This window comes from Actinoplanes sp. OR16 (genome assembly GCF_004001265.1).
Lineage (GTDB): Bacteria > Actinomycetota > Actinomycetes > Mycobacteriales > Micromonosporaceae > Actinoplanes.
In genome coordinates this window covers 4,681,417-4,706,855 of sequence record NZ_AP019371.1, presented here as the reverse complement: position 1 = coordinate 4,706,855, position 25,439 = coordinate 4,681,417, and the positions used below count along the sequence as shown (strand labels likewise).

The following is a 25,439-nucleotide window of genomic DNA, read 5'->3' as shown; positions in this document are numbered from 1 at the left end:
AAGACCAGAGCCGACCTTCTCAACCAATGGTGTAGTCATACCTAATGGATCTGCACCACCTGCGTCTTCTACGCGAGCTGGGCGACCGTGGCAGCGTCGCCGCCGTGGCCGAAGCGCTGCACATCACCCCGTCGGCGGTCTCCCAGCAGCTGAAGGTTCTGCAACGCTCGGCGCGCGTGCCCCTGACCGAACGACGCGGCCGCCGTCTCGTTCTCACCGGCGCGGGGAGGGCCCTCGCCGCCGCGGCAGTGGAGATCTGGACGGCGCTGGACCGCGCCGACCGGGTGCTCACGACGTACCTCGAAGATCCTGAAAGCCCGGTGAGCGTCGCCGCCTTCCACAGCGCCGCGCTGGCTTACTTTCCGAATCTGATCACCGAGAGCCCGCCCGTCATCTGCGCGGACGAGGATGTGGCGCACGCCGACTTCCCGGCGCTGGTGGCCGACTACGACCTGGTGATAGCCCATCGCCTGGCACACAGCCCTCCCTGGCCGGCGGACCGGGTGACGGTGGTGCCGCTGGTCCACGAGCCGCTCTACGTGGCGATGCCGATCGGCCACCCGCTCGCGGCCAAGGCCACCGTGACCGTTTCCGATGTGAGCGACGAACGGTGGATCAGCGTCCACGACGGGTTCCCCTTGCAGGGCGTGCTCGCTGCGATCGGCGCTCTCGCCGGCCGGCCGCTCGACGTGGCGCACCGGATCAACGACTTCACGGTGGCGGCCGCCGTGGTGGCGGCCGGCGGCGGGCTGGCGCTGCTGCCCGGGTACACGAGCGTGCCGGACCCGCGGCTGGCCCTGCGACCGCTCGCCGACCTGCCCGCCGGACGCCACATCGACGTGCTGACCAGGCCGGAGACGCTGCATCGGGCTTCCGTGCGCGCGGTGCTGGACCGGCTGCGCGCGATCGCGGCGGGTCCTGCTCGCCCGGGACCTTCTCCTCTGCCCTGACGTCCCGGCGGCAACGACGATGGAAGTGCGAACAAGCGGAGGGGGAGTCATGCGGATCCCGGCCATCATCGTCGGCACCGACGGCAGCACCTCGGGCAACGAGGCCGTCCGCTGGGCCGCCCGCGAAGCCACCCGCCGCCACCTGCGGCTTCGCGTCGTGCACGTCCTCGACTGGGACGGCGGCACCTCGGCCCTGGCCGACTTCGCCGGGAACGACTTCGCGCTCGCGCAAGAACTCGCCGAGATCGTCGCGGCTGCCGGCGTCTCCACGGCCCGCGAGGCCGCCCCGGACGTCGACGCCGAGCCGCTCACCCTCGTCGGCCGCCCGGCAGCCCGCCTGCTGGCCGCTGCCGAAGGCGCCGAGATGCTGGTGGTCGGCAGCCACCACCACCGAAGCCGTCTCGCGGACCTGCTGTTCGGTTCGGTCGGCCGCCGCGTCTCCCGCCACGCCCCCTGCGAGGTGGTCGTCGTCCCCGAGCCCGTCCCGGCCTGATCGAAAAGCGTCAAACGGCCTGCGACAATTCACGGCGCGACGTGACGCCGAGCTTCGCGAACACCTTCCGCAGATGCCACTCGACAGTCCGCGGACTGAGGAACAGCGTCGCCCCGATCTCCGGGTTCGTCCGGCCGGCCGCGGCCAGCCGCGCGATCTGCTCCTCCTGCGAGGTCAGTTCCTCACGCACGCCCGATGACCGCTTCCGTACGGTCTCGCCCGTCGCCAGCAGCTCCCGCCCGGCCCGGTCCGCGAACCCTTCGGCACCCATCGCGACGAAGGCTTCGTGGGCCGCCCGCAGCTGCTCGCGAGCATCGCTACGGCGGTTCTCGCGGCGCAGCCACTCACCGAACAGCAGCCGTGCCCGAGCCAGCTGAAGGCTGAGCCGCGTAGCCCCGAGTTCCTCCACAGCTGTCCGATAGTGGTCTTCGATACCGGCCGACGACGAGGGTGCCGCGAGCGCGTCGGCCAAGGCCTGGGTGCCGCGAGCCCATGCCGTTCCGATGGATTTCGTACGCTCGGACAACCGCTCCCGGGCCTCCGCGGCGACAACGCCGTCCCCGGTCCGGGCAGCCGCCTCCACCAGCTCGACGAGCCCCCACTGCACCACGGCGAGGTCGTCGAATCCGGTCGCCTCCCGTGCCGCGGCAAGCGCCGCCGCGTAGTTGCCGAGGCCGTTGTGCAGCACCGCCCGGCTGTACCCGGCAACACCCAGCAGCCACCCCGCCCCACCGGCCCGGGCTTCCGCCTCCAGGCTGTCGATCAGCTCCGGCGATCGGCCGCGGTGTGCCGCGAGGATGACCGCGGTGGCCGGGTGCGGTGACGGCCCGGCGGTGTTCTGCGCCAGCGTGGCCGCCTCGTCCAGCAGCGACGTCGCGTCCGCGAACCGGCCCGTGTAGACGAGCGCGGTGGCCCGGAACGTCAGCGCCGTCGGCAGCACCGACAGCAGACGGCCGGCCCGGGCTGCGGCGACGGCCCGCTCGGTGCGGTCGAGGAAGGCCGCGTCGTCCCAGATCTCGTGCGCCACCATCCCGGTGAGCCAGAGCAGTTCGAGATCCCGGTCCTCGGGCAGGGCGGCCACCGCGGCGGCGAGCACCGGCGCTGCGGCGGCGATCCCCTCCCGCTGCCAGGCGATCAGCCCCGCGAGCAGCCGCCCGGCAGGCTCGTCACCGCCGGCCATCCCCGCTGCCGCATCGACGACGGCCCGCAGATCAGCGCTGCCCCGAGCCGAACCCGCGTGACCGGAACCGGACGACGCGGGCTCTCCCAGACGACCGGCGTTCACGGCCGCGCCGAGAGCGGTCAGGTAGGTCTCCCGCGCCGCCGCCGGATCGAGCTCGGCCAACCGGCCGGCGGCCTCCAGCAACGGCGGGATGGCGGACCGCCCGGTGTTCTGGGTGAACGCCACCCGGGCACGCAACCGCTCGGCCGAGGCCCGCTGCACGGCGTCGAGCGGTCCGAGTTCGGCGGCGGCGAGCAGGTCCGGGACCTGGCCGACGGCGCCGGCGGCGAACCGGGCGTGTGCGGCGGCGAGGGTCCGGGCGGCGCGCAGCCCGGCGTCGAGCGTCAGTTCGGCGGCCCGTTCCAGGAAGGAGGCGGCCGCCGCCCGTCCGCCACGGGCCAGAGCGCGGCCGGCGGAGCGTTCGAGTTCGGCGGCGACGTCCTCGTCCGGCCCGGCGGTGGCGTGCGCGCGGTGCCAGGCCCGGCGGTCCGGGTCCTGTTCCGGATCGGTCACCTCGGCGAGCGCCTGGTGCACGGCGCGCAGTTCGGCCGGTTCGGCGGCACGCCACGCCGCCGAGCGGACCAGCGGATGCCGGAACCGCACCCGTGCCCCGAGCTCCACGAGACCGGCGGCCTCGGCGGGGGCTGCGGCTTCCGGTCCGACACCGAGTCGTACGAGGGCACGCCAGAGCAACGGAACGTTCCCGACCGGCTCGACCGCGGCGGTGAGCAGCAGCGTCCGGGTGTCAGCGGGCAGTCCCGCCATCCGGCGCCGGAACCCGTCCTCGATCCGGCCCACCAGAGCCCGCTCCGCATGAACCGACTTCCCGCCGACCTGAGCCGACAACCCGCCCGGAATGTCACCTAAAGGGGGCAGACTGCCGGACAACGGCGACGAGGACCCGCGACCGGCGGACGGCGACGACGAGAAGCCGAACGCCAGCTCGGCCGGGGAGAGATCCCGCGGCAACTCCAGCAGGGCCAGCGGATTACCCCGCGTCTCGGCCACGATCCGATCCTTCACCCGGGCGTCGACCAGTCCCGGCAGCACCGCGTCCAGCAGCGCGAGCGCGTCCGCCTCCGGCAGTCCGTCCACCGGCAGTTCCGGAAGACCGCCGAGCAGCGGCACCTCCGGATCCGCCGAGGACCGGGCCGCGAAGACGAGCGCGACCGACTCGGCGTCCAAGCGGCGGGCGACGAACGTGAGGATCACCTCGGACATCCGGTCCAGCCACTGGGCGTCGTCGACGACCACGACCAGCGGCCGCTCGGAGGCTGCCTCGGCGAGCAGGCCGAGGACGGCGAGCCCGACGATCAGCGCGTCCGGCGGCGGGCCCGCGCTGAGCCCGAACGCCGTGGAGAGCGCCTCCCGCTGCGGCTCGGGCAGTCTGCCGAGGTGCTCCAGCAGCGGGGCGACCAGCTGCTGGAGCGCCGAGTAGGCGAGTTCGGTCTCGGGTTCGACACCGGCGGCGCGGACCACCCGGCCGTCAGGTGCGTGCCCGGCCAGGTAGTCCAGCAGCGCGGTCTTGCCGGCGCCGGCCTCACCGCGGAGGACCAGAACCCGGCTCTGCCCGCCCCGGACGTCCCGCAGCAGCCGGTCGAGCGTCTCGCGTTCCCGCCGCCTGCCGCGCAGCTCCATATCCCCGTGCACGTGCACGGAGACTACACGGGCGGCGCCCCCTCAGCCGGACGTCAACCGGCCCTCGTCGAGCCGGATCCACCGGTCCACCCCGATCTCCGCGAGGAACCGGTCGTCGTGGCTGACCACCACGAACGCGCCCTGGTAGGAGTTCAGCGCCGACTCCAGCTGCCCGACGCTCACCAGATCCAGGTTGTTCGTCGGCTCGTCGAGGAGGAGTAATTGCGGCGCGGGTTCCGCGTACAGAATGCAGGCGAGCGTCGCCCGCAACCTCTCGCCGCCGGAGAGCACCCGCACCGGAAGGTGTGCCCTGGCGCCCCGGAACAGGAAGCGGGCCAGCAGGTTCATCCGCTCGGCGTCGGGCAGGTTCGGCGCGGAGGCCGCCATGTTCTCGGCGACCGTGCGCTCCTCGTCGAGCAGATCGAGGCGCTGCGAGAGGTACGCGGTCGGCACGTCACCCTTGATCATCCGAAGCAGCGTCGACTTGCCGGCGCCGTTGGGGCCGGTCAGCGCGATCCTTTCCGGTCCCCGGATGTTCAGATCCGCGACGAAGAGCAGACGGCCGTCATAACCACCGCGCATCTGATGGCCGTCGAAGACCGTCTTCCCGGCCGGGACACGAGTGTCGGGCAACGCGATCGCGATCTTGTCGTCCTGGCGGGCCGCCCAGCCCGCCGCGTCGAGCTTGGCCTGCGCCTCGGCGACCCGGGAGGCGTGCACGTCGTTCGCCTTCGCGGCCGACACCTGGGCGCTGCGCTTGAGACCGCCCGCCACGATCCGGGCGAGGCCGGCGTCGGCGAGGTTGCGGGAGGCGTTCGACGCCCGGCGATCCGAGCGCTCCCGGGCCTGCTGCAGCTCGCGCTTCTGCCGCTTCAGATCCTGCTCGGCGTTGCGGACCTGCCGTTCGGCGACGTCACGCTCACCGCGCACCGCCTCCTCGTACTCGCTGTAGGTGCCCCCGAACCATCGGATCTCCCCATGGTTGAGGGCGGCGATCCGATCCACTTCGTCGAGCAGCGCCCGGTCGTGGCTGACCAGGATCAGACAACCACCCCAGGAGCGGAGTACGGCGGTGAGCCGCTCGCGCGCCTCCCGGTCGAGGTTGTTCGTCGGCTCGTCGAGAAGCAGCACGTCCGGCCGCCTCAGCAGCTGCGCGGCGAGACCGAGGGAGACGACCTGGCCGCCGCTGAGCGTGCCGAGCCGCCGGTCCAGTGCCACGTCGCCGAGGCCGAGCCGGTCGAGTTCGGCGCGGCTGCGCTCCTCGGCGTCCCAGTCGTTGCCGATCGTGGTGAAGTGCTCCTCGCTCGCGTCGCCGCCCTCGATGGCGTGCAGCGCGGCCAGGATGCCGTCGACCCCGAGGACCTGGGCGACGGTCTGATCGCTCGCGAACGGCAGGTGCTGCGGGAGGTAGCCGAGCACGCCGCGGACCGAGACGCTGCCGGCTGACGGGCGCAGCTCGCCGGCGATGAGTTTGAGCAGCGTGGACTTGCCGGCGCCGTTCGCGGCCACGAGGCCGGTGCGCCCGCCGGGCACGGAGAAGGACAGATCCTGGAAGACCGGGGTGTCGTCAGGCCAGGAGAAGGACAGGGCAGAGCCCACGACGAATGCGTCGGACATTGATAGACCTCAATGGAAGAAGACAGCGGGACACGACGGAGCCAGGCCGGGTCGTTACCCGGAGATGTCGATGTCGCCTTCCACGCTCACCACCTTAGCCCGCGCGCCGCAGCGCGCCGATCGATATTTCCAGCGCTGCTTCCAAGTGATCGGTCTGACCGGTTCCGATCAGCAACAGCACGCCGCCCTGGATCGCCGCGAGCAGCGCCTTGGCGGCCCGGTCCGGGTCCACCGCCGCCGCGATCTCCCCCTTCGCCTGCATCCGGCGGACGCCGTCGGCGATGGCCGCCTGCCAGCGATCCATCAGGCCGTTCACCACTGCCTGCGCGGCCGGGGTGCGCCGGCCCGACCCGAGCAGCAGGTTGAGCGGGCAGTTCGTCCCCTGCGACCGGTAGCGCTCGATCAGCCGCAGCCGCCAGCTCTCCCACGACTCCCAGGTGTCGAGCTCGCCGAGCATCGGCTGCTGATCGTCGATCACGTTGTCCGCCTCGAACCGCGCGACAGCGAGCAGCAACTCCTCCTTGCCCTCCGGGAAATAGTGGAACAGCTGGCTCTTGCTGGTGCCGGTACGCGCCATGACGTCCTCAAGACGCACCTCGTCGACACCCCGCTCCCGGATCTCCGAGGCCGCGCCGGCCACGATGCGGGAGCGGGTGAGCTGTCCTTTTCTGGTCAGCATTCAGATACCCAGGGCATCGAAGAACTTCAACCAGACCTCGCTGCGGGTCGGGAACGACGGCACCGCGTGCCGCAGCCTGCGGACCGGCACCTCGCCGACGATCGCGATGGTGGCCGCGTGCAGGAAGTCCGCGATGTCCGTCCCGGTGATCGTGACGCCGGCCAGCACGCCACGGTTCTCGTCGACGAGGAACCGGACCGTGCCGCCGCTCCCGCCCGCGAACGCCCCGCCCGCGTTGCCGTCGGTCGGGATGTCGATCACCCGTACCGCCAGGGAAGCCGCCGCCGCGCTCGCCGTGCTGTGCCCCACCGACGCCACCTGCGGCTCCGTGAAGATCACCCGAGGCGATCCGGCGCCGTCCGCCAGATGCTGCTCCGCCATGCCATCGCCCAGGATCTCCGACGCCGCGATCCGCGCCTGGTACTTCGCCATGTGCGTGAACAGCGCCCGCCCGTTCAGATCGCCGATCACGTAGAGCCACGCCGTTCCCGGCACCCGCATCCGCTCGTCCACCGCCGGCGACGCCACTCCGACGCTCTCCAAGCCCAGGCCAGAGGTCTGCGGCGTGCGTCCGGCCGCGACCAGCACCTCGCTTGCGCTCACTACGGCGCCGTCGCTGAGCGTCACTTCGACAACCCCTTTTTCGGTACGGGTGACCGCGACCGCCCGCACCCCCTCCCGCACATCAGCGCCCTGCTCCTTCAGCGAATCGGCGACCTGCCGGCCCGCGAAGTCCTCCTCCTTCGGCAGCACGTTCCCGACGAGCGTGACCCGCGAGCCCAGCGACGTGAAGGCCTGACTCATCTCGGTCCCGACGACCCCGGCCCCGATGACGACCAGCGACTCGGGGATCTCCTGAGCGGTGACCGCTTCCCGGTTCGTCCAGGGCCGAGCCCCGGCGAGCCCTTCGATGGCCGGAATCGTGGCCCGCGTTCCACCCGCGAGGATGATCGCCCGCGTGGCCTCGATGATCTCCTCATCCTGGCCGTCCCCGACTGACCGGCTCTCCCCGGCCGGCCCGCCTTCACCGGCTGATTTCGTGACCGCGATGCGGCGTTCGCCGATCAGGCGGCCCCAGCCACGGATCAGTTCGATGCCACGTTCCTCCAGCCACGGCACCTGCCCGGCGTCGTCGAGGTGCCCGATCAGCTCATCCCGCCGCCGCAGCACCGCCGCGACGTCCAGCTTGCCGCTGACCGCCTCGGCCGCCCCCGGTACGCGCCGTGCCTGTGCCAGCAACTCACCGGGCCGGAGCAGCGCCTTCGACGGAATGCACGCGTAGAACGAACACTCCCCGCCCACCTTGTCCGCCTCGACGATCGCCACCCGGAGACCGGCCTGAGCGAGATAACCGGCCGCGACCTCGCCACCGGGCCCGGCGCCGACAACCACCACATCGAAAGTTCGCATGCCCTCATCGTGGCCGCTCCCGCTCCGCACCGCCCCAGGGACCCACACTGGCACCCCCTGGCCAGTGTCTTCCCGCGGCCAGTGTCTTCCCGCGGCCAGTGTCTTCCCGCGGCCCGAACCGCAGCCGTCATCCAAGATCCCAGGCCCGGAGCCGGGCGCCCGACACGCCTACGGCCGCGATCCCCACGTGATCGCGACCGTCCGGCAAGAAATCGTTCCGTCGAGAGCCGACACCCGAACCAGCCGACGCACAAGGCCGGTATGCAGCCCAGGCAACGCACAAGGACCGGCGAGCAACCCAGGCAACGCGCAAGGCCGGTGAGCAGCCAGGCAACGCGCAAGGACCGGTGAGCAGCCCAGGCATCGTGCAAGGGGCAGCGTGTGCACCCAGTGATGCGGCGGGTGGCGGCAGGGAGGTCAGGCGCCGAGGCCGGCTGCCTTGGCCATGTACGCGGCGTACCACGCGGGCCAGTTCTCGTCGCGGACGCCGCCCAGCTCCTCCTCCTCGTGCTTGCCGTGGGCGATCGCCGCGTCCCGCAGGGCCTGCTCGACGTCGGCGACCGAGTTGTAGACGACGTGGCTGATCCGGCCCGGGCGCCGGGTGGTCACTTCCTGGAGGAAGAACTGGTTGCCGTCCGGGTCGGTGAAGGAGAGGAACGAGCCGTACGAGGTCCGGTCCGGGTGCGGACCCGCCACCCGCGCCGTCGTGCCGGAGTGGTGGAAGACGCCACCCGCGTCGTGGAAGATCTCGCTGACGTCCACACCCTTGGCCGTCAGGTCCTTGTGCGCGGCCTCGATGTCGTCGACGACCAGGTGCACACCCTTCGACGTGCCCGGCGTCGCGTCGGTGATCCCCGATCCGATGATGATCGAGGCACTCGAACCGGGCGGGGTGAAGTGCACGACCCGGAACCCTTCCGGCCCCGCGTAGTCGACGTCCTCCCGGAAGCCCAGCCTGCCGTAGAACTCCTTGGCCCGGTCCACGTCCGAGACAGGCAGAACCACGATCTCGAGCTTGTAGTCCACCATCGTCTTGCTCCTCCCGCTTTCCCGATGCCGTCCGGCATCTGAACTAGACAATGGCTCCGCGACCACCCGCATCGCCCCAGTGACAGTCCCTGGCCCACCCCCGTGCGACGGGGGCCAGGGCCCGGCACGTGCCCGTCAGGCGGCGTTGAGCAGGGGTGGGGCGTAACTCGCGGGCTTGTCGCCGACGACCAGGCCGGGGCTGACGATCCAGGACTGGTATTCGGGGGTGAACATCGAATAGGGCGCGGCCAACGGCACGGCACTCGCTTCGTCGAGCACGCTGACGGCGTCGGCGGGTAGGTCGAAGTCGAGCGCTGCCATGTTGCCCCTGAGCTGCTCGGCACTGCTCGCGCCGACCACTGCCGACGCGACGCCCGGGCGGTTGACCACCCAGTTGATCGCCACTTGGGCCATCGGCTTCCCGAGGCCGGCCGCGACCTTCTCCAGAGCGGCGATGACCCCGAGCTCGTGATCGCTGATCCGGGGTCCGCTGCCGTCCGCCCCGGAGAGCCGGCCGGCGCCGGCGGCACCGGTGGAGTGGTATTTGCCGCTCAGCAGGCCGCCCCCGATCGGGCTCCACGCGGTCAGGCCCATGCCGAGCGACCGGGCCATCGGCGCGAACTCGGGTTCGATCGCGCGGTTGACCAGCGAGTACGGCAATTGCACCGTGACCATCGGCGTCAGAGCGTGTGCCTCGGCATAGGTCTGGGCCCGGGCGGCGTACCACGCGGGGACGTCGGAGAGGCCCGCGTAACGGATCTTGCCGGCCTTGACCAGGTCGTCGAAGGTGCGGACGACCTCTTCCACGGGAGTGATGCGGTCCCAGGTGTGCAGCAGGAACAGGTCGAGGCGGTCGGTGCCGAGCCGCCGCAGCGAGGCGTCGAGGGCGCGGATCATGTGCTTGCGCCCGTTGCCGCCGGCGTTCGGGTCGGCCGGGTCGACGGTGTTGGTGAACTTGCTGGTCAGCACGAGCCGGTCGCGCAGGCCGGAGCGGGCGATCAGCCGGCCGAGGATGCGCTCGCTCTCGCCGGCCGTGTAGAAGTCGGCGGTGTCGATGAAGTTGCCGCCGCCGTCCACGAACGTCCGGAAGATCGGCTCGGCCTCCTCCTCGGTCTTGCCGTAGGCCGCGTGGAACCCGTCCACGCCGAAGTTCATGGTGCCGAGGGCGAGCCGGCTGACCCGCAGTCCGGAGCGTCCGAGCAGGTAATACTGAGTCATGGGCCCACTGTGATCCGGCAAAAATGGACCCGCAAGTCCAGAAAGCCTCACCGCACCGTCACCCCCTCGGCGAACCGGATCGCCTCGTCACGGGTGAGCGGCATCGCCTCCGTGTCCCAGGTGATCTCGAGGGTCCGGCCACCGCCCAGATCGACATCGATCTTGCCGGCGTCGGTGTAGTAGGACGCCGCGCGGCCACCGACCGTCACCTCTTCCGGCCCGGCCTCGGTCACGGCCGAGTAAGCCTCGTCCGTCACGAACGCGCAGATGCCGGTCGGCTGCCGCTCCGAGGTCACCACCTCGGGCACCGCCACGCAGAGGCTGCCGTCACTCTGGTGCTGCAGTGAGTGCTCCGGCGGGACCAGCGCGAACGCGACGTCGGCGGGCCCGGCCGGCACGGAGCCGGGTTCGAGCTCGCGGGCGAAGCGCAGCACGTCGTCCTCGTCGCGATGACCCCAGCTCAGCACCTGCATCCAGTCGCCGCCGGCCGCCCGCCAGCGGACCCCGACGAACTCCTCCCCCGGCTCCGCGCCGTCGAACGTCGACGCGGTCCGGATGGTCGCGGGCCGCCCGCCCACCTCACCGTCGTGGTCCTCCTCGCCCTCGGCCTCCCACGACGGCTCGATCGGGCCGGTCTCGGCGGCGAGCACCGACGAGTCGTGCTCGTAGGACAGCAGCACGTTCGCCCCCATCACGGTGACGACCGGCGAACCCACTCCGGGCGGTGTCCAGCCGGGCTCGAACGGGAACGCCGGCGCGGCCCACGACGGCCGCACCCAGTCGCTCCCCGGACCGGGAGTGGCCGGCGGGCCGGGGAGAGCGCGGCCGTCCCGGTTCGCCAGGATCACCGGCACGGCGACGACCGCCCCGAGCGCCACGGCCGCGGCGCCACCGGCCAGCACGGCCCGCCGGCGGCGGTCACGCCGGACGCCGGCGCTCACGTTGTGCCACATGTCGATCCGCGGCCCCTCGCCGTGGAAGGACGAGGCCTCGGCGCGCAGGGTGGCCCGCAGGTCTTCTTCGAGACTCACGACGATGCTCCTGACTTCTCGGCGGCCAGCTCGGCCCGCAGCTTGGACAGGCCGCGGGCGGCGTGCACCCGGACCGTGGCGGGCGAGCAGCGCAGCACCTCGGCGATCTGCCTGTCGCCGAGGTCTTCGTAGTAACGCAGCACCAGAACGGCCCGCTGTGCCCGCGTCAGCAGCCGGAGCCTGGCCCACAGCTCGTCGCGTGACGCCTGCTCGTCGGCGAGGTCGCCGGTGGCCGCCCGCTCCTCGGCGACCGCACCCGGCCGCTCCGAGCTGGATCTGCGGCGGAGCCAGCTGACGTGCGATCGCACGAGCGCGGATCGCAGGTAGGCGTCGGGTTGCTCCGCCTCGATACGTTGCCAGCGGCGATAGGCCTTGACCAGCACCTCCTGCACCAGATCCTCACCCAGATGCCGGTCGCCGCAGAGCAGGTAGGCGAATCGGCGCAGGGCGTCACCCCGCGCCTTCACGTATTCCTCGAAGCTGCTCCGCATCACAAGGACCCCCTCACCATGAAAGACGAGCCGGGCGAGCGGACATGTTTACAAGTCACGGCAGGAGAAGGTAGGAACAGCACCCGTGTCCTTGATCCAATGCGAGAGCCTGGTCCGGATCTACCAGACCGGGTCCATCGAGGTGCAGGCCTTGCAGGGCCTTGACCTGGCCGTCGACGCGGGCGAGATGATCGCCGTCGTCGGCGCGTCCGGGTCCGGCAAGTCCACACTGCTCTCGATCCTGGCCGGCATCGACGCCCCCACGGCCGGCCGGGCACACGTCGGCGAGTGGGACCTGCTCGCCATGTCGCGGGCCGACCGGGTGCGTTATCGGCGGCACACGGTCGGGTTCGTGCGGCAGCAGACGGCGAGCAATCTGGTCCCGTACCTCAGCGCCCGTCAGGTGATCGACCTGCCGCTGGCCGCCGCCCGGATGCCGCGGCGAGCCCGGCGCGAACGCGCCGGTGAGCTGCTGGAGACGCTCGGCATCGCGGACTGCGCGGATCGCCGACCGGCCCAGATGTCCGGCGGCCAGCAGCAGCGGGTCGCCATCGCGGTGGCGCTCGCCAACCAGCCGCGGGTGCTGCTCGCCGACGAGCCGACCGGCGAGCTCGACACCACCACCTCGGCCGAGGTCTTCGAGGCGTTACGGCAGGTGAACCGGGATCTGGGCGTGACCGTCGTGGTGGTCACCCACGACCCGGCGGTGAGCGGGCAGGTGGAGCGGACCGTGTCGATCCGGGACGGCCGGACCAGCAGCGAGGTGCTGCGCCGCACGGCGACCGCGGAGAACGGTGACACCCACGTGATCGCCGAGGAGTACGCGGTGATGGACCGGGCCGGCCGGGTGCAGATCCCGCGCGAGTACCGCGAGGCCCTGGCGCTGACCAAACGGGTCCGGCTGGCGCTGGAGGCCGACCACATCACCCTACAAGCTGCGGAAAAAGATGCTTAGCGTACGCAATGTCGACCGCACCTTCGGATCCGGGCCGTCAGCGGTGCACGCGCTGCGGGACGTCAGCTTCGACGTCGAGCCCGGCTCCATGGTCGCCCTGGTCGGCCGCTCCGGTTCCGGCAAGACCACCCTGCTCAACGTGATCGGCGGCCTGGACCGCCCGGACGCGGGGCGGGTGCACGTCGACGGGACCGAGGTGACCGCGCTCGACGAGGACGGCCTGTCGATGCTGCGGCGCGAGAAGGTGTCGTACGTCTTCCAGACCTTCGGCCTGATCCCGGTGCTGTCCGCCGCCGAGAACGTCGGCGCCCCGCTGCGGCTGGCCCGCACCCCGGCCGCCGAGCGGGAGAGACGCGTGGCGCTGCTGCTCGACCTGGTCGGCCTGACCGGCCACGCCGAGCAGCGTCCCGGCGAGCTCTCCGGTGGCCAGCAGCAGCGGGTCGCGATCGCCCGGGCGCTGGCCGCGTCGCCGCGCCTGCTGATCGCCGACGAGCCGACCGGCCAGCTGGACGCCGACACCGGCCGGTCGGTGATGGCGTTGTTGCGCGGCGTCGTCGAGTCCGAGGGCGTCACGGCGCTGATCTCCACCCACGACCCGGTGATGATGGCCCTCGCCGACCGGGTGATCCGGATCAGCGACGGGCGGGTCGACGCGGCGTGCTGAGGCTTCTGACCGGGCGGGCGCTGGACCAGTGGCGGCTGCTCGGCACCCTGCTCGCCGTCGTTGCCGTCGGCGCCACCCTGCTCGGCACGTGCGCGCTGCTCGTGACCCGGACGGCCGACCGCGCCCTGGAGGTCGCTGCGTCCCGGGCGACGGCCGCCGACACGGCGGTCACGGCGTACACCGTGACGATCAAGGGCGGTGACGCCGCGAGCGTGGCAGCCGACACCCGTGACCTGCTGACCACGTCCCTGCTGCCGTTCCCGTCGCGGACGACCGGGCGCGCGTCGAGCGTGATGCGGTACTTCGAGAACCGGACGGCCGCGTACTTCTCCGCCGTCGAGGACCTGCCCGGCAGCACCGAACTGGTCACCGGCCGCTGGCCGGCGAAGTCCGGCGAGGCCGCGATCCTGGACACCACGGCACGGCAGCTCGGCCTCTCTCCCGGCGACCGGGTGCGGCTCGGCGGCGAGATGGTCCGCGACCCGGCGCCGGCGACCCGGGTGACGGTGGTCGGCGTGGTCCGCCCGCTGGCCGGCGCCGGCTGGGACCGCGACCCGCTCGGCGGCGCCGGTTTCGACCTGGCGTTCCGCGACGCGCGGGCCTCCGGGGCGTACGGGCCGTTCCTGGTCGGCTGGGACGACCTGCTCGCCGGCGCCTCCACCCTGGATCGGCTGGAGATCACCGCGCAGCCCGGCCTGTCCGCGCCACGGCTGCGCGACCTCGACACGGTCACCGGTGTGGTGGCCGGCGCCGATCGCCGCCTCGCCCGGATCCTCGGCGACCGCGTCCAGATCGAACGGATCGCCTCCGACCTGCCGTCCGTCCTCCGCGCGTCCCGTCACCAGCAGCAGGTCACCAACGCCGCGGTGCTGGCCGTCGCGGTGCTCGGCGGCATCCTCACCGCCACGGCTCTCGCGCTGGCCGGTCGGCTCACCACCGATCTGCGGGCCGGCGAGACCACGCTGCTCTCCTCGTTCGGCACGAGCCGGGCCCAGCTCACCGCCCTGGCCGTCGTCGAGGCGGTCGCACTCGCCCTGCTCTCCGCGGCGATCGCGCTTCCCGCGTCGACGCTGCTGCACGCGGCGCTGACCCGGATGCCTCCGCTGGCCGGGGCGGGACTCACCGAGCCGCCCGCGGTGACCGGCGCCCAGATGCTGGCGGTCGGGGCCGGCGCCGTCGTGCTGGCCGTGATCCTGCTGGTCGCGGGCCTGCGCACCGCGGCGGACACCGGCGAGCGCACTCGCCGTGACCTGCTCGCCCGCTCCGGCGCCGATCTGCTGCTGGTAGCGCTCGCCGCGGGCGGCTGGTGGCAGCTGCGAGCCCAGCCGTCCGCCGGCGACTCCGGCAGCCCGGACGTGGTCCGGGTCCTGGCCCCGGCGTTGCTGCTGGTCGCGGGCGCTGCCCTCGCGCTGCGCCTGGCACCGCCCGCTCTCGCCCTAGCGGACCGGGTCGCCCGCCGGGCGGACAGCCTGCCCCTGCCGCTCGCCGCGTTCGAGGCGGCACGCCGTCCACAGGCCACCGCCGCCGGTCTGCTGGTGGTGCTCGCCTGTGCGGCCGGGACGTTCGGCATCGCCCTCGACGCCACCTGGGAACGTTCGCAGCGCGACCAGGCGGCTCTCGCTGTCGGCACCGACCTCACGCTGGCGCTCACCCGCGCGCCGTCGTCCGGGCAGGGCGCCGAGGTCGCCGCGGCCACCGGCGGGACGGTCAGCCCGGCGGTCGATCGCGGCGTCTCGGTCGGCCAGTGGCTGGGCGGCGACGGCGCGGCGCCCCGGCTGGTCGCGGTCGACGCCGATCGGGCCGGTTCGCTGCTGCGCGGGCGGCTGGACGAAGGGCGTACCTGGGCCGATGTGGGCGCGAAGCTGGCCGCGCCGCCCGCCGCCCCCGGGATCCCGCTCACCGCGGTGCCGACGCTGACCGGGACGGCGTCCGGCGACGCGAGCCTGACGGTGACGCCGGAGCTGCTCCTCGAGGACGCGACGGGTCTGCGGACCACCTGCGCCGGGGCTCCGCTGCCGCTGGACGGCGAGCCACACCGGCTGGGTGCGTGCGTTCCTCTTCCCGATGTACGGGTGGTAGCCGTCGCCCTCCCGATGAGCGGAGATTCGATCGATTGGGACGCTGCCGGTGACAGCGACGTGTCCGTCACCCTGGACATCCCCGGCTCCTCGGGCGGCGCCGGCTGGACGGCCACCTCAGCGCCGCCGAGCCCCGAGCAACTCATGAAACCGCAGGTCGCGACCGGCGAATCGGGTTTGACGATGACCGGGACCGTCGTGCTCGGCGGTCCACCCGAGGCCCCCCGCGAGCTGGTGGCGACCGCGTTCGCCGATCCGGGGTTCGTTCCGGTCGCGGTCTCGGCCGGCTTCGCCGAAGATCTGGGGGTACGGGTGGGAGCCGCCCTGGATCTGACCGTCGGACTCACCGCGATCCGCGTCAAGATCGCCGACCTCGTCCCGTCGGTCCCCGCCGCACCCGGTGGCGCCGCGATGCTCGCCGACCTCGACACCCTGTCCCGGGCCCTGGCCGTCCGCGGCGACCTGGCCTCCCCGGTCGACGCCTGGTGGGTCGGCGATCCGGACCGCACCGACCTGACCGCGTTGCACCTGGGTGAGGTCGTCACCCGGGCCGGCGAGATCGAGCGGCTCACCGCCGGTCCGGTGCCGGCCGGGCTGCCAGCCGTGCTGCGCCTGCTCGTCCCGGCCGCGGTGGTGCTGCTGCTCGCCGGACTGCTCCTGCACGTCACCTGCGACCTGCAGGTCCGTGCCCTGGAGGTGGCCCGGCTGCGTGGCCTCGGCATGACCCGCCGCGAGATCCGGCGAACCCTGCTCGGGCAGCACGCGCTCGTCCTGCTGCCCCTGCTCACGGCCGGGGCCGTCGTGGGAGCTCTGGCGACCTGGCTGGTCGCGCCTCTGCTCGTACGATCGGAGGAAGGTGCCGCCCCCGTGCCGCAAGCCGTCCCGACCTGGCCCTGGCCGGCGGAAGCCGGTCTCCTGCTCACGCTGCTCGCCGGATGCCTGCTGGCCGTGACCGCCGTGGTCGTGATCCAGTCCCGCCGGGCCGACGCCGCCCACCTGCGAGTCGCCTCATGAAGCTTCCCGTCATCCACTGGCCCAGCGTGTGGGGGCGGGCCCGCGCCGACGTCGTTCCGCTGCTGCTCACCGCCCTGGTCGTGGTGATCGTGACGGCGCTGGCCGGAACCGTTCCCGCGTTGCTGAGGTCGACCGCCGACGAGGCGGTGCGGGACGCGGTCCGCCGGGCCGGCGACGCCGCCGACATCACGGTGGCCGCCCGCTGGGAGCCGGACACCGGCGAGCAGGGCCGGTTCCGGATGCCACGGCTCGCCGAGGACGTCGACGCCCTGCGCGACCGGTCCCTCGACCAGCTCGGCGACGAGCTGCGCGAAGCCCTGCTGCCACCGGTCGCCGGCGCCGTCACGCCGACCCTCAAGATCACTGACGGGAAGGCGCCGCGGACGCTGCGGCTCGGCTATCTCTCCTACGGGGGCGGGTCTCCGGCAAGCGCCGGGCCGGCCGTCACCTGGACCGAAGGATCAGCGCCCGGCCCGACCGTCCCGGCCGCCGACGGCAACGTCGAAGCCCCGGCGAACGGGCCGTCCTGGCAGGTCGCGATCGGCCTGTCGGAGGCCGCCGCCGCCCAGCTCGGCGTCCGGCCGGGCGAGCGCATCCCGGCCTCCGACGACTCCGGTGGCAGGAAGAACATCGTGGTGAGCGGCGTCTTCCGGCCCGCCGACCCGGCCGACCCGGCCTGGCGGCTCGCGCCGTGGCTGCTCGCACCGGCCGCCGGCATGGACGGCGCCGGCACGACCCGTTTCGGCGGCCTGCTCTCCGCCGACTCGCTGCCCGACGCCCGGCTCGCGTTCAAGGCCGACGAGATGCGGCGGACCGTCTGGTTCAGCCCGAACCCGGACGTGCTCACCCTCGACTCGGCCGAGCGGACCGCCCGGACGGCCGTGAACCTGAAGGCCACCTCGGCGTCCACCAGCTCGTTCGACACCGCGTCGACCTGGAACACCCAGCTCGACGCGGTGCTGCGGGACGTCCGAGGGCAGGTCGACGCCGCGTACGCCCAGGCGTCGGTGCTGCTCATCGCGGTCCTGACCACGGGTGTGCTGGTGCTGCTGCTCGCGGCCGGCCTGCTGGTACGCCGCCGCACGCCGGCCCTCGCCGTGGGGCGTCAGCGCGGGACCGGGCTGCCCGTCCTGGCGGCCGAACTCGCCGTCGAATCGATGACGGTCACGGTGGCGTCGGCGTCGGCGGGCGTGGCGGTCGCCCGTACCGTGATCGCTCTCGCCTCCGCCACTCCCGAAGCCGGCGCCGGACTCGCCTGGATCGCGCCCGTCGTGGTGGCCGCCGTCGTCGCCTCACCCGTGCTCGGCGTCGTCGCCGCGGCCCGCGCCACCCGGGACCGCCGGGCGCCCGCGAACCGCGGCGCACGCCGTCAGCTGGCCCGGACCGCCCAGCTCCGGCGCCTCGCCCTGGAACTCGCCGTCGTCGCCGTCGCGGCCGGGGCGTTCGCGGCGCTCCATCAACGGGGAGTACGCCCCGGCGCCGCCGTCGCCCTGCCCGCCGCCGCTCCGACCCTCGGGGTGATCGTCGGCGGGCTGATCCTCCTGCGGCTCATGCCCCTGATCACCGGTCTCGTGCTGCGGCGTTCGCTGCGGTCGCGACGGCCACTCGCGGTGTTCGGGGCGGCGCGGGCCGCTGATCGATCGGGGGCCGCGTTGCCGCTGCTCACGATGGTGGCGGCGGCGGGACTGGCGGTGTATTCGATCAGCATGGCGGCCACCGTCGAGGGCGGCCTGGAAGACGGGTCATGGCGTTCCGTGGGCGCTGACGCCCGCCTCGACCTCGCGACGCCGGGCGCTGCCCCGGCGGCGACGGTAGCCGTCGCCGGGCAGGCCGGGATCCGGCATGTCGTGGCGGCGCAGATCGTGGAGGGGGCACGGATCGCCACGGCCGATGTCACCGCCACGCCGCGGCTCGTCGTGGTCGACACGCCCGCGCTGCGGGAGATGCTGGCCGGCACGCCACTGTCCGAGGACATCACCCCGGGCGACATTTCTGAAATGTCGCCCGGGAAGGACGCCGTGCCCGCGCTCGTGATCTCCAGCGACGGCAGTCTCCGCCGAGGCATGAGACTTCAACTCCTTCGCGACGGGGAGCCCGCGGTGCCGCTGATCGCGATGGGCACGGCTCCTCCGATCGGCGGCGCGCCGGATGTGGTCCTGGTCGACGCCACGGCGATCACCGCGGCGGGAGCGCCTTTCGAGCCGGACACGATCTGGGCGACCGGCCCCGGAGCCGAGCAGGCTGTCGCCGCGGCCGCCGGCAGCACCCGAGCCGGAACACCGGCCGGCAGCAGCGCGGTGGTCGACGGCGACGTCGTACTGCGGTCGGAGGTGCTGCGTGATCGGCGGGACGCTCCACTGGTGAGCGGGCTGCGGGAGCTGGCCTGGGCATCGGCGGCGGTGATGCTCGCGCTCGGCCTGCTCGGTTTCGCGCTGAGCGCCGCGGCCACCGCCCCGGAACGCTCGCAGACGCTCTCCCGCCTGCGCACCATCGGCCTGCGTCCCCGCGACGCCCGCAGCGTGGCCACCGCCGAGATGCTCCCGCTCGCCCTGGCCGCGATGCTCGCCGGGCCGGCACTGGGGTTGCTGCTCACCGGGTTCACGCTGGGGCCGCTCGCTCTGCGCCTGCTGACCGGGCAGTCCGCCGACCCGTTGCCGTCACCACCCTGGCCGGCGTTGGTACTGGTCGCGACCCTGTTCCTGCTGGCCGCCGTGGCGGTGGCGCCCCTGGAGGCGGCGCTGCGGCGCCGCCAGCAGCTGAGTGAGGTGTTGCGAGTGGGCGGTGCTTGAAAGCGGCTACAGCGGTTTGATGTCGACCGGGATGCCGTTCAGGACGCTGTTGCCGGAGAGCGGATCCATCACCAGTTCGTCGGTGAGGACGTTCGAGTTCACGCCGGGGTGCTCGGCCGCCACCGAGAGCCGCGTGCCCGGCAGGTCGTGGCCCCAGCCGTGCGGGAGGCTCACCACGCCCGGCATCACCCGGTCGGTGACCTCGACGCGGGCGGCGAGCGTGCCGACCCGGGACATCACCTGCGCGGTGTCGCCGTCGACCAGGGCGAAGCGGGTCGCGTCGGCGGGGTGGACCTGCAGCGTGCACCGGTCACGGCCCTTCACCAGCGCCGGCACGTTGTGCATCCAGCTGTTGTTCGACCGCAGGTGCCGCCGGCCGATCAGGACGACCTGGTCGCGATCGCGGTCCAGGGCGGCGAGCAGTCGTGACGACTCGTCGGCGAGGGCCGGCACGCACAGCTCGACCTTGCCGCTCGGCGTCTTCAGGACGGCCGGGATGCGCGGTTCGAGCGGGCCCAGGTCGATGCCGTGCGGATGGTCCAGCAGGCGTTCGAGGGAGAGGCCGCCGGGCCGTTCGCCGAAGCGGTCACCGTAAGCGCCGGCACGCAGCGCCACGTCGAGGAGCCGCTCGGCCGGGCCGTCGCCCCGCACCTGGTCACGCGACGCGGAGAAGCCCGTCTTCGCCAGGATCGCCGACAGGAGACGATCATGCACCGCGGCGACGTCCGAGGATCCCTGACCGCTGACGATCAGCATCAGACGCGCCAGGATGTCGCATTCGTCCATGCCGGCCGGGTCGGGCGCGAACACCGGCGGCGAATAGGCGGCGAAGTTACGGACCGCGAAGCCCAGGAACGAGAAGTCGAAGTGGCCCTTCTGCGTGGACTCCAGCGGCGGCAGCACGACGTCGGCGTGCCGGGTGGTCTCGTTCAGGTACGGATCGACGCTCACCATGAAGTCGAGCCCGCCGAGAGCCCGATCGAGCCGCCCGCTGTTCGGCGTGGACAGCACCGGGTTGCCGGCCACCGTGAGCAGCGCGCGGACCTGCCCCTCCCCCGGCGTCTCGATCTCGTCGGCCAGGGTCGCGACCGGCAGCTCACCCTTGACCTCGGGGAATCCGCGGACCCGGCTGTGCCAGCGCCCGACGGTGAAGCCCCGGTTGCCGGGCTTCACCAGAAGATGCGCGGCCAGTGGGAACATCGCCCCACCGGGACGGTCCAGGTTGCCGGTCAGCACGTTGATCACGTCGATGAGCCAGCTCGCGAGCGTGCCGAACTCCACCGTGCAGGTGCCTATCCGCCCGTAGACACAGGCCCGGTCGGCGGAAGAGAGCTGCCGCGCCAGCTCACGGACCTTGGCAGCCGGCACTCCGCAGGCAGCGGCGATCTTCTCCGGGGCGAAGGCCGACGCCAGTTTCCGCACCTCGTCGACGCCGGTCACGTGCCCGTCGAGGTCGCGCAGGCGCACCAGATCCTCGTCGAAGAGCGTGTGCACGATGCCGAAGAGCAGATAGGCGTCGGTCCCCGGTTTGATGAAGAGGTGCTCGTCGGCGTGCTCAGCCGTTCTCGTACGCCGGGGGTCCACCACGACGAAGCGCCCGCCGCGCGACTGGATCGCCTTGAGACGCCCGGGGAAGTCGGCCGCCGTGGCGAGGCTGCCGTTCGACTCCCACGGGTTGGCGCCGAGGATCAGCAGGAAGTCGGTGCGGTCGAGGTCCGGCACCGGGATGGTGAGCGGGTTACCGAAGAGGTATCCGCAGGAGACGTGCTTCGGCATCTGGTCGACGGTCGACGCCGAGTAGATGTTCGGGGTGCCGATCGACTTCAGCAGCGGGGTCACATAAAGACCGCCGGCCATCGTGTGGGCGTTCGGATTGCCGAGGTAGACGGCGAGCGAGCTCCGCCCGTACGAGGAGATGATTGGCTTCAAACGAGTCTCGATCTCGGCGAACGCCTCGTCCCAGCTCACCTCCACGTGCTGCCCGTCGCGGCGGATCAGAGGCCGCCGGAGCCGGTCCGGATCGCTCGCGAGCTGCCCGAAGGTGGCGCCCTTCGGGCAGACGAAACCGTTGCTGAACACGTGCTCGCGATCGCCGCGGGCGGACACGACGCGGTCCTCGCTCACGGTGAGCTCTAGTCCGCAGGCCGCCTCACAGAGAGGGCAGGTTCGATACGCGGTACGCATGGCAGTCCACCAGCCTTCCGGTTACTGGCGAGTAGTCTGCCATGCGTTCCACAAGATCGGCAGGTCGTCAGGCAGCCGCGCAGGTCACCGACGGAACCGCGTTCGAACCCGTCCACGAGCCGAGGAAACCGAACGAGGTGGTGGCGGCCGCGGAGAGCTTGCCGTTCCACGCGGCATTGCGAGCGGTGACGGTCGAGCCGCTGCTCGTCACGTCAGCACCCCAGGCATTCGTCACCTTCTGACCGTTGGCGTAGGTCCAGGTGACGGTCCAGCCGTTGATCGCCGCGGAACCGGCGGTCACCTTGACCTCACCCTGGAAGCCGCCCTGCCACTGCCCGGTCACCGCATAGGAGGCCGTGCAGCCCGAGGAAGGGGGCGGAGTGCTGACCGAGGGCGACGGCGACGGCGAAGACGGCGACGGCTGAACACCGCCGAAGATCGACGCTTCACGGGCGGTCGCCTTGATGCCGTTCGCGCCGTTGAAGATCCGCTCACCCCAGGTGGACAGGTTGTCCGGGTCGAAGCCGATCGCCATGTCCAGCACCGGGTCGGTGTTGCCGGCCCACGACCAGCCCAGGTAGCCGAGATCCCGCTTGACCGCCTCGGCCAGCAGCGTCTCGTGGTCCACCTGCGACGAGTCGAACCGCCAGCCGAACTCGCCGATCACCAGCGGCCAGCCGTTGTTCTCGAACGTGTCGAGGTAGTCGACGATCGACGCGGCGGTGTTGAAGACGGCGTACATGTGGATCGACAGCACGGTGTTCTTCTGGGTGTCGGCGTTCAGCACCGTCTGCGCGTTGTCCCGCATCGTGTACTGCCAGTCCTGGCCCCAGTTGGGCGCGTCGACCATGAGCAGGTGCTGGAAGCCGTTCGTCCGCATCTTCTGGATCGCCGCCACGGTCGCCGCGGTCCACTGGCCGGGGTTCGTGTTACCGATCGGCTCGTTGCCGATGTTGATGACGACGTAGTCCTCCTGGCCGGTGAGGACGCTCTTCAGCCCGATCCAGTAGTCGACGGCCTGGTCGAGGGTGTAGGCGGCGGCGTCCTCGCCGTAACCGGTGGTGTCGTGGTTCTCCAGAACGCAGATCATCTTGTTCGCCTTGCACAGGTCGATCACGTTCTGTACGTCGGACGCGCTGTTCGCGGTCCAGCGGCCGCCACTGAGCACCACCCGTACCGTGTTGGCGCCCGCGGCTTTGATGTCGGCGAACGAGCCGGTCTGGCCGGCGTACCAGGTGTGCATGTGATTGACGCCACGCATCACGAACTTCTGACCGTTGGCCTCGACGATGTCGGTGCCGCTGACGTGCAGGCCGGTGGCCGCGTACGCGGGGGCGACGAAGAACAGCACGGAGGCGATGGCCGCGAGGACGGCAGCGCCGATGGTTCTCTTCATGGGTCACCTCGGGGGAAGGGGACGAAACTGGGAGCGCTCCCATTGACTCACGTCGTTTACTCGAAGGCAACATCGCGCCAAGCTGTCGTCATGAACGCACGCGACCGCCTCGCCGAGATCCGCGACAACGGCAGCAAGGTGACTCCCGATGAACTTGATCGCCTCTGGGCAGAGCTTCCGACGCTTCGCCCCGAGGATCTGATCGGAACTTGGAAGGGCTCCGAGTTCGTCAGCGGACACCCCTTCGAGGGGCAGTTGGCCACGATCGGCTGGTATGGGAAGACGTTCGCCTCACTGACCGACGTCACTCCGATCGTCTGCGTCGACGAGGAGGGCAACCGGTATGCGAACAAGGAGTGGGCCCGGGGCGGCGCGAGCCTCTGGAACGTGGAGTTCCGCGGCGAGACGACAGCGACGATGGTGTACGACCGCCGCCCGATCCTCGACCACTTCAAGCGGATCGACGAGAACACCGTGCTCGGCGTCATGAACGGCAAGGGCGTGCGGTCGGACGACGACCGCTTCTACTACTTCCTGCTGGAGCGCGAGTGAAAGCCCGCGCCGCCCTGGTCAGAACAGCAGGCGGGCCCTTCGAGATCGAGGACGTCGAGATCGACGAGCCGGCGCCGGACGAGGTCCTGGTCCGGATCACCGCGGCCGGGATCTGCCACACCGACCTCACGATGCGCCGGGCGTGGCCGTCGAAGCTGCTCCCGATGGTGTTCGGTCACGAGGGCGCCGGGGTGGTGGAGGCGGTCGGTTCGGGAATCTCCGAGATCGCGCCCGGCGACAAGGTCAGCCTCAGTTTTCGCAGTTGCGGCAGATGTTCGGAATGTCAGGCCGGCAGGAGGGCCTACTGCCGCCGCAGTGACCTCAACACCCGCGGTGGCCGTGAGGGCGCGATCACCGCGGGCGGCACATCCGTCAAATCCGGTTTCTTCGGTCAGTCCAGCTTCGCCACCTACGCCCTGGCCCACGCCGACAACGCCGTCAAGATCCCGGCCGACTACCCGGACATCCTCGCCGCTCCCCTCGGCTGCGGCGTCCAGACCGGCGCGGGGACGGTCCTCAACGTCCTGCGAACCACCGCGGACGACACGCTGATCATCTTCGGCGCCGGCGGCGTGGGCCTCAGCGCCGTCATGGCAGCGGTCGCCGGCGACGCCACCGTCATCGCCGTCGACCCGATCCCGGAACGCCGCGCCCTCGCCCGCGAGCTCGGCGCCACCGAAGCCCTCGACCCGGCCACCCCCGACCTGGTCAAGGCGCTGCGCGCGATCACTGACGGCGGCGCCCACCAGGCGATCGACACCACCGGCCGCGGTCAGGTGATCCAGCAGGCGATCGGCGCGCTCCGCCGCCGGGGAACCCTCGCGCTGGTCGGGATGGGCGGGAGCGCCGAGTTCGACATCATGACGGTGATGACGAACGGCATCGAGATCCGCGGTGTGATCGAGGGTGACGCCGAGCCGGCCACGTTCATCCCGCGGCTCATCGCGATGGACCTGCCGCTCGAGAAGATCATCACCGAGTACGCGTTCGACGATATCGAGACCGCCGCCCAGGACGCCGCGGCAGGCCGGGTGATCAAGCCAGTGCTGCGGTCAGGCTGATCGACGTGGCTCTCCGGCGTGCCGAGCAAACTCAGCGCCAGCCGAGCGACGACCTCCGGGCCGGCCGGCGTCGCCATGACCGGCGTTCCCTGGGCCGGCGTTCCCCGGGCCGGCGTTTCTTTGGCCGGCGCTGCCCGGAGTGGTCAGGCCGCCGGAACGGGTGGTCCACTCGGCGGCGGCGAGGCCACCGGCTATCCGCAGGGGCGGGATGACCAGGGCCATCAGCACGCGGACCAGGCGGGCGAAGCGGCGCAGCCGGCGCTCCTCGCGGGCCGACCAGGTCAGGCCGAAGCGGTCGCGCAGCAGTGGCGGCAGCGTACCGGCCGTGACCAGGTCTCCGATCCGCCCGGCCAGCAGAGCGACGGGCGACCAGAGGAAGCCGGGGATCCACCGGAACGGCTTCTTCAGCCGGCGCACGCTCTCGATCACGTCGTGGACGGCCTGGTTGTCCTCCAGCCGGGTCACCACCACCTCGGCGTAGTAGTCCTGGAACGCCCGCCAGTCGGCCGGCAGGTGATGGTCGCGCAGGCCGAGGACAAGGCCGACCTCACGCATGTCCGCGTAGTACGCCTCGATCTGCTCGGGCGTGAGCGGCCGGCCGAGGATCCGGTGCGCGTCGACGCCGCCCTGCACGAGCGTGGCGTGCACCCAGAGATAGGCCTCCGGGTTGAGCGCGTGGTAACGCCGGCCCTGCGCGTCGACGCCCTTGATGTCGCGGTGCAGCGCTCGCAACCGGGCCGACTCGGCAGCGGCGCCGCGCTCCCCGGCGTAGACGATCGTGGAGAGCGAGAGGAAGGTCCGGAACAGCCGCTTCCACGGGTCGTCCCGGTAGTTCGAATGCTCCAGGACGCCGGCCCCGACCACCGGATGCGCCACCTGGAGCACCAGGACCTGCGGGCCGAGCAGCATGGTGCGCGCGTCGCCGAAGTACCGCCACGCCACCGATCCCCGCCGGACGCCCCTGCGGC

The 25,439-nt window shown here is 72.0% G+C and carries 19 protein-coding genes; 8 read left to right on the top strand and 11 right to left on the bottom strand.

The window, feature by feature from the left end; all coding sequences use genetic code 11:
* Nucleotides 1-44: 44 nt before the first annotated feature.
* The gene (locus EP757_RS21635; RefSeq protein WP_127548755.1) at nt 45-950 is read left to right on the top strand and encodes a LysR family transcriptional regulator; all 906 of its coding nucleotides are present in this window, start codon (nt 45-47) and stop codon (nt 948-950) included.
* Between the two features lie 49 nt (nt 951-999).
* The gene (locus tag EP757_RS21630) at nt 1,000-1,443 is read left to right on the top strand and encodes a universal stress protein (protein WP_160165832.1); all 444 of its coding nucleotides are present in this window, start codon (nt 1,000-1,002) and stop codon (nt 1,441-1,443) included.
* A gap of 10 nt (nt 1,444-1,453) precedes the next feature.
* Here the strand turns inward: EP757_RS21630 and EP757_RS21625 are convergent, their stop codons facing one another.
* The 8 genes from EP757_RS21625 to EP757_RS21590 all read right to left on the bottom strand — a co-directional run bounded on the left by EP757_RS21625 (nt 1,454) and on the right by EP757_RS21590 (nt 11,778).
* Nucleotides 1,454-4,303, bottom strand: a complete 2,850-nt coding sequence (locus EP757_RS21625) for a LuxR family transcriptional regulator (protein ID WP_127554367.1) — start codon at nt 4,301-4,303, stop codon at nt 1,454-1,456.
* A gap of 42 nt (nt 4,304-4,345) precedes the next feature.
* The gene (locus tag EP757_RS21620; RefSeq protein WP_127548751.1) at nt 4,346-5,920 is read right to left on the bottom strand and encodes an ABC-F family ATP-binding cassette domain-containing protein; all 1,575 of its coding nucleotides are present in this window, start codon (nt 5,918-5,920) and stop codon (nt 4,346-4,348) included.
* A gap of 94 nt (nt 5,921-6,014) precedes the next feature.
* Entirely contained in the window at nt 6,015-6,599 is a 585-nt protein-coding gene (locus tag EP757_RS21615; protein ID WP_127548749.1) for a TetR/AcrR family transcriptional regulator, read from the bottom strand.
* Nucleotides 6,600-8,009: an NAD(P)/FAD-dependent oxidoreductase gene (locus EP757_RS21610; RefSeq protein ID WP_127548747.1), complete on the bottom strand. Its 1,410-nt coding sequence runs from the start codon at nt 8,007-8,009 to the stop codon at nt 6,600-6,602.
* 417 nt (nt 8,010-8,426) lie between these two features.
* Nucleotides 8,427-9,038 (bottom strand): VOC family protein, encoded by a 612-nt coding sequence (locus EP757_RS21605; RefSeq protein WP_174262433.1) that lies wholly within the window; start codon nt 9,036-9,038, stop codon nt 8,427-8,429.
* Between the two features lie 135 nt (nt 9,039-9,173).
* A complete protein-coding gene (locus EP757_RS21600) occupies nt 9,174-10,256 on the bottom strand; it encodes an aldo/keto reductase (protein WP_127548745.1) in 1,083 nt (360 codons plus the stop codon).
* A gap of 47 nt (nt 10,257-10,303) precedes the next feature.
* Entirely contained in the window at nt 10,304-11,287 is a 984-nt protein-coding gene (locus tag EP757_RS21595) for a hypothetical protein (RefSeq protein WP_127548744.1), read from the bottom strand.
* A complete protein-coding gene (locus tag EP757_RS21590; RefSeq protein WP_127548742.1) occupies nt 11,284-11,778 on the bottom strand; it encodes a SigE family RNA polymerase sigma factor in 495 nt (164 codons plus the stop codon). The genes EP757_RS21595 and EP757_RS21590 overlap by 4 nt, the downstream gene beginning before the upstream one ends.
* Before the next feature lie 85 nt (nt 11,779-11,863).
* Between EP757_RS21590 and EP757_RS21585 the strand changes: the two genes are divergently transcribed.
* From EP757_RS21585 to EP757_RS21570, 4 genes are read left to right on the top strand one after another with little or no spacing between them, the layout of a single operon-like run.
* On the top strand, nt 11,864-12,733 hold the full coding sequence (locus tag EP757_RS21585) for an ABC transporter ATP-binding protein (RefSeq protein ID WP_127548740.1): 870 nt from the start codon (nt 11,864-11,866) through the stop codon (nt 12,731-12,733).
* Nucleotides 12,726-13,397, top strand: a complete 672-nt coding sequence (locus EP757_RS21580; RefSeq protein WP_127548739.1) for an ABC transporter ATP-binding protein — start codon at nt 12,726-12,728, stop codon at nt 13,395-13,397. Before EP757_RS21585 ends, EP757_RS21580 begins: the two co-directional genes overlap by 8 nt.
* Entirely contained in the window at nt 13,391-16,489 is a 3,099-nt protein-coding gene (locus EP757_RS21575; RefSeq protein WP_127548737.1) for an ABC transporter permease, read from the top strand. The genes EP757_RS21580 and EP757_RS21575 overlap by 7 nt, the downstream gene beginning before the upstream one ends.
* Nucleotides 16,486-19,278, top strand: a complete 2,793-nt coding sequence (locus EP757_RS21570; protein WP_127548736.1) for an FtsX-like permease family protein — start codon at nt 16,486-16,488, stop codon at nt 19,276-19,278. The genes EP757_RS21575 and EP757_RS21570 overlap by 4 nt, the downstream gene beginning before the upstream one ends.
* 6 nt (nt 19,279-19,284) lie before the next feature.
* Here EP757_RS21570 and EP757_RS21565 read toward each other — a convergent pair whose 3' ends face one another.
* Together EP757_RS21565 and EP757_RS21560 are read right to left on the bottom strand one after the other, a co-directional pair.
* Nucleotides 19,285-21,462 carry a molybdopterin oxidoreductase family protein gene (locus tag EP757_RS21565; RefSeq protein ID WP_127548734.1) on the bottom strand — a complete coding sequence of 726 codons (2,178 nt, stop codon included), beginning with the start codon at nt 21,460-21,462 and terminating at the stop codon, nt 19,285-19,287.
* A gap of 67 nt (nt 21,463-21,529) precedes the next feature.
* On the bottom strand, nt 21,530-22,858 hold the full coding sequence (locus tag EP757_RS21560) for a cellulase family glycosylhydrolase (protein WP_127548732.1): 1,329 nt from the start codon (nt 22,856-22,858) through the stop codon (nt 21,530-21,532).
* A 90-nt stretch (nt 22,859-22,948) separates the two neighbouring features.
* Here EP757_RS21560 and EP757_RS21555 point away from each other — a divergent pair, with 90 nt between their 5' ends.
* Together EP757_RS21555 and EP757_RS21550 are read left to right on the top strand one after the other, a co-directional pair.
* Complete coding sequence (locus tag EP757_RS21555) at nt 22,949-23,410, top strand: DUF4334 domain-containing protein (RefSeq protein ID WP_127548730.1); 462 nt, start codon at nt 22,949-22,951, stop codon at nt 23,408-23,410.
* A complete protein-coding gene (locus tag EP757_RS21550) occupies nt 23,407-24,471 on the top strand; it encodes an NAD(P)-dependent alcohol dehydrogenase (protein WP_127548728.1) in 1,065 nt (354 codons plus the stop codon). Before EP757_RS21555 ends, EP757_RS21550 begins: the two co-directional genes overlap by 4 nt.
* On the opposite strand, the gene EP757_RS21545 is transcribed toward EP757_RS21550, so the two are convergent.
* A complete protein-coding gene (locus EP757_RS21545; RefSeq protein ID WP_197725337.1) occupies nt 24,463-25,413 on the bottom strand; it encodes an oxygenase MpaB family protein in 951 nt (316 codons plus the stop codon). The two genes, EP757_RS21550 and EP757_RS21545, sit on opposite strands and share 9 nt — an antisense overlap.
* Nucleotides 25,414-25,439: the final 26 nt, after the last annotated feature.

What these genes read in the sequence shown, in the direction of transcription:
- EP757_RS21605 (WP_174262433.1), bottom strand. Translation starts at nt 9,038, where the DNA reads ATGGTGGACTACAAGCTCGAGATCGTGGTTCTGCCTGTCTCGGACGTG.
- EP757_RS21615 (WP_127548749.1), bottom strand. Translation starts at nt 6,599, where the DNA reads ATGCTGACCAGAAAAGGACAGCTCACCCGCTCCCGCATCGTGGCCGGC.
- EP757_RS21625 (WP_127554367.1), bottom strand. Translation starts at nt 4,303, where the DNA reads ATGGAGCTGCGCGGCAGGCGGCGGGAACGCGAGACGCTCGACCGGCTG.
- EP757_RS21630 (WP_160165832.1), top strand. Translation starts at nt 1,000, where the DNA reads ATGCGGATCCCGGCCATCATCGTCGGCACCGACGGCAGCACCTCGGGC.
- EP757_RS21565 (WP_127548734.1), bottom strand. Translation starts at nt 21,462, where the DNA reads ATGCGTACCGCGTATCGAACCTGCCCTCTCTGTGAGGCGGCCTGCGGA.
- EP757_RS21600 (WP_127548745.1), bottom strand. Translation starts at nt 10,256, where the DNA reads ATGACTCAGTATTACCTGCTCGGACGCTCCGGACTGCGGGTCAGCCGG.
- EP757_RS21560 (WP_127548732.1), bottom strand. Translation starts at nt 22,858, where the DNA reads ATGAAGAGAACCATCGGCGCTGCCGTCCTCGCGGCCATCGCCTCCGTG.
- EP757_RS21590 (WP_127548742.1), bottom strand. Translation starts at nt 11,778, where the DNA reads ATGCGGAGCAGCTTCGAGGAATACGTGAAGGCGCGGGGTGACGCCCTG.
- EP757_RS21570 (WP_127548736.1), top strand. Translation starts at nt 16,486, where the DNA reads ATGAAGCTTCCCGTCATCCACTGGCCCAGCGTGTGGGGGCGGGCCCGC.
- EP757_RS21620 (WP_127548751.1), bottom strand. Translation starts at nt 5,920, where the DNA reads ATGTCCGACGCATTCGTCGTGGGCTCTGCCCTGTCCTTCTCCTGGCCT.
- EP757_RS21635 (WP_127548755.1), top strand. Translation starts at nt 45, where the DNA reads ATGGATCTGCACCACCTGCGTCTTCTACGCGAGCTGGGCGACCGTGGC.
- EP757_RS21610 (WP_127548747.1), bottom strand. Translation starts at nt 8,009, where the DNA reads ATGCGAACTTTCGATGTGGTGGTTGTCGGCGCCGGGCCCGGTGGCGAG.
- EP757_RS21555 (WP_127548730.1), top strand. Translation starts at nt 22,949, where the DNA reads ATGAACGCACGCGACCGCCTCGCCGAGATCCGCGACAACGGCAGCAAG.
- EP757_RS21580 (WP_127548739.1), top strand. Translation starts at nt 12,726, where the DNA reads ATGCTTAGCGTACGCAATGTCGACCGCACCTTCGGATCCGGGCCGTCA.